Source organism: Clostridium sp. (genome assembly GCF_047718555.1).
Lineage (GTDB): Bacteria > Bacillota > Clostridia > Clostridiales > Clostridiaceae > Clostridium_I.
In genome coordinates, this window is record NZ_JBDNRK010000101.1 from 1 (window position 1) to 5,968 (window position 5,968).

At 32.2% G+C, this 5,968-nt stretch carries 6 protein-coding genes; 2 read left to right on the plus strand and 4 right to left on the minus strand.

The window, feature by feature from the left end; all coding sequences use genetic code 11:
• Positions 1-1,136 (plus strand): RNA-guided endonuclease InsQ/TnpB family protein (locus ABF633_RS20310; RefSeq protein ID WP_415526478.1); only part of this gene is annotated, 1,136 nt, incomplete at its 5' end.
• A 527-nt stretch (positions 1,137-1,663) separates the two neighbouring features.
• On the opposite strand, the gene ABF633_RS20315 is transcribed toward ABF633_RS20310, so the two are convergent.
• Positions 1,664-1,882, minus strand: a complete 219-nt coding sequence (locus tag ABF633_RS20315) for a peptidoglycan-binding domain-containing protein (RefSeq protein WP_415526480.1) — start codon at positions 1,880-1,882, stop codon at positions 1,664-1,666.
• A 713-nt stretch (positions 1,883-2,595) separates the two neighbouring features.
• Between ABF633_RS20315 and ABF633_RS20320 the strand changes: the two genes are divergently transcribed.
• Positions 2,596-3,510 carry a thermonuclease family protein gene (locus tag ABF633_RS20320; RefSeq protein ID WP_415526482.1) on the plus strand — a complete coding sequence of 305 codons (915 nt, stop codon included), beginning with the start codon at positions 2,596-2,598 and terminating at the stop codon, positions 3,508-3,510.
• Between the two features lie 149 nt (positions 3,511-3,659).
• Here the strand turns inward: ABF633_RS20320 and ABF633_RS20325 are convergent, their stop codons facing one another.
• From ABF633_RS20325 to ABF633_RS20335, 3 genes are all read right to left on the minus strand, one after another.
• The gene (locus tag ABF633_RS20325) at positions 3,660-4,346 is read right to left on the minus strand and encodes a DNA alkylation repair protein (protein WP_415526488.1); all 687 of its coding nucleotides are present in this window, start codon (positions 4,344-4,346) and stop codon (positions 3,660-3,662) included.
• A 19-nt stretch (positions 4,347-4,365) separates the two neighbouring features.
• Complete coding sequence (locus tag ABF633_RS20330; RefSeq protein WP_415526484.1) at positions 4,366-5,199, minus strand: deoxyribonuclease IV; 834 nt, start codon at positions 5,197-5,199, stop codon at positions 4,366-4,368.
• Between the two features lie 241 nt (positions 5,200-5,440).
• The gene (locus tag ABF633_RS20335) at positions 5,441-5,908 is read right to left on the minus strand and encodes a methylated-DNA--[protein]-cysteine S-methyltransferase (RefSeq protein ID WP_415526486.1); all 468 of its coding nucleotides are present in this window, start codon (positions 5,906-5,908) and stop codon (positions 5,441-5,443) included.
• Positions 5,909-5,968: the final 60 nt, after the last annotated feature.

Below are 5,968 nucleotides of genomic sequence, written 5' to 3' on the forward strand. Positions count from 1 at the left end.
GCACAAGAAAATTATACAATATCTATGTAGACATGTTATATGAGAAACTTGAAAATAAGAATTATGTAAATGGAAAGGTGGATTATAGAACTGTAAAATTTCCTACACCAGCAACCATAAAAAAAGAGTATGAGTATATGAAGGAAATAGACAGTCTGGCCTTTGCAAATGTCCAGCTTGATTTTCAAGAAGCATTAAAAAAATACAATAAGGAATATGATGGTAAAACCTACCGGAAAAAGTCAAAAAAACTTGAAAAAACCACAGGTAAAATACTGACATTTAGAGATATAAAGGGAATGCCATCCTTCAAAAGTAAAAGGCAAAACCATCATTCTTTTACTACCAACAACCAAAAGGGAACAATATCAATAGTAGATGAATGCTATGTGAAAATACCCAAACTTAAATCTTTGATAAAGTTTGTTAAACATAGAGAAATACCAGAAGGATATTGTATTAAAACTGCTTCAGTGTCAAAGGACTGCAGGGGTAAATACTACATATCTTTCACAGTAGAATATTATGAAGAAGAAAAGGAAATAACACCAGAAAATTTTATTGGTCTTGATTATTCACAAACTTCTTTTTATGTAAGCAGTGAGGACGAGAAAGCCAATTATCCTCATTACTATAGGGAGAATGAAGAAAAGCTGAAAAAAGAATATAGAAAGCTCACAAGAAAAAAACTAAAGTCAAAAAATTGGTGTAAACAAAAATCAAAGATATCAAGACTGCAGGAAAAAATATCAAATCAGCGAAAAGACTGGCTGCATAAAAAGAGTTTTGAATTGTCACAGAAATATGATGCAGTCTGTATAGAGGATATAAACCTTAGAAATATTGCTCAATGTCTGTCTTTAGGGAAAAATGTACAGGATAATGGCTTTGGCATGTTTAGAAATTTCTTAGAATACAAACTGCAGCATAGAGGGAAACACCTTATAAAAATAGATAAGTGGTATCCTTCATCAAAAACTTGCAGCTCCTGCGGCAGTATAAATGATAAATTACAGTTATCAGAAAGAGTATGGACTTGTAAGAATTGTGGTATCACTCATGACAGAGATGAAAATGCTTCAGTAAATATACGAAATGAAGGAATAAGAATATACGAGAAAAGTAAAAGTGCATAAAATATATAAAAAAACCGTTGGGCAAACGGGGTTAGCTTGGTAATTATACTGATATTAGTTGGTACATCCCAAGAAACCCCCACCTCTTAGCATAGCGTAGGTGGTGGGAGTATGTCACTAGTATCGTTACAAATAGGGCATTTATAATAATATTAAGGAGCATGTCATATATAATATAATATGGTATAATTTTTATATTATTTAAGTTGAGGCGATATACTTTATTTTAATAAAGATTCTCAAGGTGCACGGCACTCATATGATATACCAACAAGTGCCTATAATGTTGTACCTATTAATTAATATTCTCCATTAGATATACTAACAATAGGAATAAAGTATTTTATAAAACACCTCATTCAATTTATTTAATTTTAATGCATATATTTTCCTTTACAGATAATACTACAAATATAATCAGTAAATATTTTTACATAAAAATAAAAAGAGAGATAAAATCTAAAAAGTTATCTCTCTTTTTATAATTATTTTTATTAAAAAAGGACTATAGTTTCCTATAATCCCTTTTATCCTAACATCTTAGCCCATGTTGCGGGTCCAACTACTCCATCAGGTGTTAACCCATGAGATGCTCGCCAATTTTGCACTCTTATCTTTGTTTCATTTCCAAAGATCCCATCTATTGAAGCACCTACAACCCATTGTATAAATCTTGTAGCATATTCGTGACGAATTTCTTTTACTCCGTCTAAAGTTTTTGAGTAAATTTCTGTTACTGCTGCCACTGTTTTTTGGTCCCCACGTTCACGTTTCAGAGAAAAGGGAAAAAAGCTACCTCCTTATTAAATAACTTTTTGTAATTACTACAATAAATACTACGATTTTACTACATTTTGACTACAATTACAGTGATTTTTAATAAATCTTAATATTCTTAAAGTCCCGTCAAGGCCTTATTTTAAGGCATTTTTGATGCTTTTTGAATTTTAATAAAATATATGGCATCGAAGAGCGGAATCGAACCACTACTACAGAAAGTATGTTTATAACATGCTTCCTGCCCTCTGCCCTGAGGCGCTTCGATATATTTATATTTGTATACCCTTAACCCACCTTGATATACTCACCTTATGCCACCAACTATTATAAGGCTTCCCTCTGTAACACATATATATACAACTAAAGGGGTAATCTCTATGTTTCTATAATATCAAGCTGTTGTTACAGTTTTATTACAACTTTATTACAACTTTATATACATTAAGCTTCATAGGAAAAAAGCACCAACATCTCTGCTGGCACTTTTCCCAATAGGTAATTTCGTACATCACTATAATAACTCATAATTATTAATATTCTTTTTCATTTTTGTTAAATTAAATCATTATTAATTTCCAAATCTAGCTCTATTTTTCTGTATCCTTCTCTAAACAAAGATAATATAATATATACAAGCACTTATCAATGAGATAAAAATGAATTAACAGGAGATGAAATGATGATTTTTAAGAAAATTCTTAGTAAAATTGTACTAACTTCCATGGTATTTACACTTCTATTGTCTAGTGCTGGATGTTCCAGTGAAAAAGCTGTTGCCAGTGGCAATAAACAAAATGCCATATCAACTAGTCAAAAATCTGAAAATGAATCACAAGAAAAAGCAGCAGAGTTATCAAAGTTTAATTTAAAAGAAGCTAAAGTATCCAGAGTAGTAGATGGAGATACAGTAGAACTTTCAGACGGTAATAAAGTAAGGCTTATTGGAGTAAATACTCCAGAATCCACCACAAGAACAGAACCCTATGGAAAAGAAGCAAGCAATTATACTAAAGATCAACTTACAGGAAAAACTGTATATCTAGAAAAAGACGTTTCTGAAACTGATCAATACGGAAGATTATTAAGATATGTTTGGATAGATGTACCTAACGGAATAACTGATTCAGAAATAAAAACTAAAATGTTTAATGCCATCTTGGTTGAAAATGGCTATGCTGAAGTATCTACTTATCCGCCAGATGTTAAATATAAAGAATATTTTACTAAATATAATTCTGAAGCGAGAAATGAAAATAAAGGTCTATGGTCTATAAATCATAATGGAACTACAAAGGGCGATTCTTCTTCAAGCGGAACTTCGGTTAATAGTTCAAATACTGATAACTCTAAAAATACCACAAATAGCAATAATAGTTCAACTAATACCGGTTCCACTGCGAATAAATCAAGTATACAGAGTTCCAGCAATCCTAATTCTTCCTCTCACGGACTGATAAAAGGAAATATAAATTCTAATGGTGAAAAAATTTATCATGTACCAGGCGGACAATTCTATGATAAAACAAATGCTGAACAATGGTTCAATACAGAACAAGAAGCGCAAGCAGCTGGATATAGAAAATCTAAAAGATAAACAACTTTTTGTAGCATATAATTATTATTCAGTTATAAGCATATGTTCTAAAGATGTATATGATAGTAGAATGCTCCTGAATAGCTAATATAAATTAAGTGGGGTAATAAAAATCCCACTTAAAATTATACTTATCATAGTCTTTCTTTTTATGATTTGCGTTTCATACTTCTTATAAGAGTTTTAGTTTCCCTATCAACTCTTAAAGACTCTGTAATCTTTTGTAATGCTTTATTATATGTAAAATCATCTAAGGTATTATTCTTCAGATATTCCATTGTCTTTTCAGGAAACTTCACGTAGCATATTGAAATAGCCCAGGCAACAGCCATTTTCACATAGTAGCCTTCATGTTTTGCTCCATCCAGTAATAACAGCACTCTGTCAATATAATTCTCCTCTATATAAAAATTAAGAAGTATTACAACGGCAAAACGCATTTCAAATTCCTTTTCTGAAGATAGATATGGCTTAATATAATTAAGTACATGATCTCTATTAGTTTTTGTAAATTTCAATCCTGTACAAAGACTATCGCACACAGCCCAGTTATCAATTTTAGGAATAAAATCCGTAACAAAATTTAGAATTTCTTCAATATCAGCTTTTACATATCCAAGAACCAAACCCTGAAGCATAACTTCTTCATAATATTCATTTTCTGCTTCCTTCATGTAGGTTTTCCAGTCACCTTTGGCTATCTGTTTAGCCAGCTTTCTTAGTAGTGGCAGCCTTACCCCTACAATATTATCATTTCCCGGGCATAATCTACTTTGAAATTCTCTATATTTTTCATCTGCCAATTGAAAAATCTGTTCTCTTATTGTATTTTCCAATGTCTTCTCCTCATTTTTATTAGTATTCATAGGCTTCTCTGAGTATTTTAATTTCTTCAGCATAACCAGATAATTCATTTGGAGTTTCCAGGAAAAATGGTAGGGTATATAATTTAGGATGATTGATTACTCTTATTATAGCTTCTTTTCCAAGAGAGCCCTCACCAATTTTCTCATGTCGATCTTTGTGACTTTCAAATGGATTTTTACTGTCATTTAAATGTATGGCACGCAATCTGTCAAGTCCAATAATTTCATCAAATTCCTCTAATACATCATCTAAATGATTCACGATATCATAGCCTGCATCATAAACGTGACAGGTATCAAGACATACACCCATCTTTTCTGAAAGATTGACTCCATCAAGAATCTGCTTTAATTCCTGAAAACTACGTCCTACTTCTGTACCTTTACCTGCCATTGTTTCAAGTAGTACTGTAGTTGTCTGTTCTGGCTTTAGTACGGCATTAAGCATATCTGTAATATATTTTATACCAACCTCTACTCCCTGCTTTACATGGCTGCCTGGATGAAAATTATAAAGATTATTTGGCAAATACTCCATCCTTTCTATGTCATCTTCCATAACCTCTAATGCAAACTTCCTTATGCTTTCATCTGCTGAACAGGCATTTAAAGTGTAAGGTGCATGAGCCAGCATTGTAGCAAATTCATTTTCCCTTGCTATTTCAAGTAGTGCTTCTACATCTTTGGGATCAATTTCTTTTGCCTTTCCACCCCTGGGGTTTCGTGTAAAAAACTGAAACGTATTTGCTCCTATTTTAAGTGCTTCTTTACCCATGGCTTTGTAGCCCTTTGAAGCTGATAAATGGCAACCTATATTTAACATATTAATATCCTCCAATTAAATACTATATTTTAGTTTTTCATATTTAGGCGTATTTGAAGCAAGTTCTTAATTCAGGTGGGGATTCTTTTACCCCATCTGAATTTTAGAACTGCAAATGCATGGCTTACTTGGCGTTGAACTCCCACTTTAACAGCGTGCGTTGGAGACTTACGCTAAGTTAGTCAGGTGAAAATATTCGTCACATCTTTGGCTTACTATTTATTTTCACATGCCTTAATGCTTATCCAACATTTCGTTTTTCCATTTCTAAAAGTCTCTCTTTTACATCAAGTCCAGCTGCATAACCTACTAATTTCCCATTAGAACCAATAACACGATGGCAGGGAATAAAAATAAATATTGGGTTCTTATTGTTTGCCATTCCCACTGCACGGGAAGCCTTTGTATTGCCAATATTTTCTGCTATATCTTTATAGCTGCAAGTTTCACCATAAGGGATTTCCTGCAGTGCCTTCCATACTTTTCTTTGAAAATCCGTTCCTTCCGCTTCCAGTGGTAAATCAAAGTTTTTTCTCTTTCCAGAAAAATATTCCTGCAGCTCTTCATTTGCTTTTTTCAATAAAGGTGTTTCTTCTATATTTACATCTTCTGGAATTATATCTCCAAAATACATATTAGTTATAGCCGTACCATTTTCAACAATTCCTATTTTCCCAATTTCTGTTTCATAATAAAAACCGTTACCCATTTTTTAATCCTCCTTGTATAATGTAGTCATAACATTCAATAGAAAACTATCTTGAATTCT